The sequence below is a fragment of the Mycobacterium sp. genome, assembly GCF_035633495.1.
Classification (GTDB): Bacteria; Actinomycetota; Actinomycetes; order Mycobacteriales; family Mycobacteriaceae; genus Mycobacterium.
Genome location: NZ_DASQEU010000006.1, coordinates 1 through 2,299, shown reverse-complemented (window position 1 = coordinate 2,299; position 2,299 = coordinate 1). Strand labels below are relative to the sequence as shown.

Here is a 2,299-nt window from a genome sequence, read left to right as displayed (position 1 = left end):
CAAGGAGGCGTTGAACCTCATCGACGTGCAGAAGGTAAACGCCAGTTACCGCATGGAGCAGGGGTTTACGTTCGAGCTGAACCTTGCGGGCGTGGCCGACGAACACCGCGACGCGTTCGCGGGCACGGGCAAGGGCAAGGGCAAGGGCAAGGGCAAGGGCAAGGGATCTAAATGATCGACAAGCGAACGACGCTGGACGAGGCCGTCTCGTCGATCGAGAGCGGCATGACCATCGGCGTGGGCGGCTGGGGTTCGCGGCGCAAGCCGATGGCCTTCATCCGCGCTCTGCTGCGCACCGACGTCACCGACCTGACCGTCGTCAGCTACGGCGGCCCGGACATCGGACTGCTGTGCTCGGCGGACAAGGTGAAGCGTGTCTACTACGGCTTCGTGTCCCTGGATTCGCCGCCGTTCTACGACCCGTGGTTCGCCAAGGCCCGCACCACCGGCGCCATCGAGGCCCGCGAGATGGACGAGGGCATGCTGCGCTGCGGACTGCAGGCGGCCGCACAACGCCTGCCGTTCCTACCCATTCGAGCCGGGCTGGGCAGCGACGTGCGGACGTTCTGGGGTGACGAGCTCAAGACTGTCACCTCGCCGTATGCCACCGATGGCGGCCACGAGGAACTGATCGCGATGCCTGCACTTACCCTCGATGCCGCATTCGTTCACCTGAATCTCGGTGATGCACGGGGCAACGCGGCCTACACCGGCATCGACCCGTACTTCGACGACCTCTACCTAATGGCCGCCGAGAAGCGCTTCCTGTCCGTCGAGCGCGTGGTCTCGACAGAGGAACTGATCAAGGCGGTGCCGCCGCAGGCCCTGTTGGTCAACCGCATGATGGTCGACACCGTCGTCGAGGCACCCAACGGGGCTCACTTCACCACCGCCGAGCCCAATTACCGACGCGACGAGAAGTTTCAGCGTCACTACGCCGAGGCCGGGGGCTCCGACGAGACGTGGGCCGGCTTCGCGGAAACCTATCTGTCCGGCAGCGAGGCCGACTATCAGGCCGCAGTGCGCGAGTTCAAGGAGGAGCAAGCATGATCTCCGCTTCCCGCGCCGAGGTGTGCGCCGTCGCGTGTGCCGAATTATTCCGCAACGCAGGCGAAATCATGGTCAGCCCGATGGCGAACATGGCGTCGATCGGTGCCCGACTCGCGCGGCTGACGTTCTCCCCCAACATTCTGCTGACCGACGGCGAGGCTCGACTGCTGGCCGACACCCCCGCCCTCGGTGCGACGGGTGCGATCGAGGGCTGGATGCCGTTCGGGCGGGTGTTCGAGACGCTGGCGTGGGGCCGCCGCCACGTCGTGATGGGCGCCAACCAGGTCGACCGCTACGGCAACCAGAATCTGTCGGCGTTCGGACCGATTCAGCACCCGACCCGCCAGATGTTCGGCGTCCGCGGTGCGCCGGGCAACACCATCAACCACGCCACCAGCTACTGGGTGGGCAACCACTCCAAGCGGGTGTTCGGCGACTCGGTGGACATCGTCTCCGGAATCGGTTGGGACAAAGTCGATCACGACAATCCGGCCTACCGGTTCGTCAACGTGTTCCGGGTCGTGTCCAACCTCGGCGTGTTCGACTTCAACGGCCCAGACCATCAGATGCGGGCGGCGTCGCTGCATCCGGGCGTCGAGCCGAGTCAGGTCGCAGAGAACACGTCGTTCGAGGTGCACGGCCTTGACTCGGCGAAGACGTCGCGGCTGCCGTCCGCCGAGGAACAGAAGTTGATCCACGAGGTGATCGACCCGAATGGTTTGCGGGACAGGGAAGTGCGCTCGTGAGCAAGTTGCGCACTCCGCTGACGGAGCTGATCGGCATCGAGCATCCAGTCGTACAGACCGGTATGGGGTGGGTGGCCGGTGCACGGCTGGTGGCGGCGACGTCGAATGCGGGTGGCCTCGGCATCCTCGCGTCGGCCACCATGACGCTCGACGAACTGCAGACCGCGGTCACCAAGGTCAAGGCCACGACCGACAACCCGTTCGGCATCAACATGCGTGCCGACGCAGGTGACGCTGGTGATCGGGTCGACCTCCTGATCCGCGAAGGAGTCAAAGTCGCCTCCTTCGCCTTAGCCCCGAAGGCCGACCTCATAGCCAAGCTGAAAGATGCGGGCGTGGTGGTCATTCCGTCGGTCGGTGCCGCCAAGCACGCCAAGAAGGTGGCTGCCTGGGGCGCGGACGCGGTGATCGTGCAGGGCGGAGAAGGCGGCGGCCACACGGGACCGGTCGCGACGACGCTGCTGCTGCCGTCCGTGCTCGACGCGCTGAAGGGCACGGACATC

2 protein-coding genes and 2 pseudogenes are annotated in these 2,299 nt (G+C 65.7%); all 4 read left to right on the top strand.

Features of this window, described 5'->3' with window-relative positions:
- Positions 1 to 175: pseudogene (locus VET27_RS01095) on the top strand (hypothetical protein); the annotation flags it as partial.
- A complete protein-coding gene (ipdA, locus tag VET27_RS01090) occupies positions 172 to 1,050 on the top strand; it encodes a cholesterol ring-cleaving hydrolase subunit IpdA (RefSeq protein WP_526514538.1) in 879 nt (292 codons plus the stop codon). The pseudogene VET27_RS01095 and the gene ipdA, both read left to right, overlap by 4 nt.
- Positions 1,047 to 1,796, top strand: coding sequence for a cholesterol ring-cleaving hydrolase subunit IpdB (gene ipdB / locus VET27_RS01085; protein ID WP_526514537.1), 750 nt, complete (start codon positions 1,047 to 1,049; stop codon positions 1,794 to 1,796). Before ipdA ends, ipdB begins: the two co-directional genes overlap by 4 nt.
- A pseudogene (gene ipdC / locus VET27_RS01080) lies at positions 1,793 to 2,299 on the top strand ((3aS,4S,5R,7aS)-5-hydroxy-7a-methyl-1-oxo-octahydro-1H-indene-4-carboxyl-CoA dehydrogenase); the annotation flags it as partial. The gene ipdB and the pseudogene ipdC, both read left to right, overlap by 4 nt.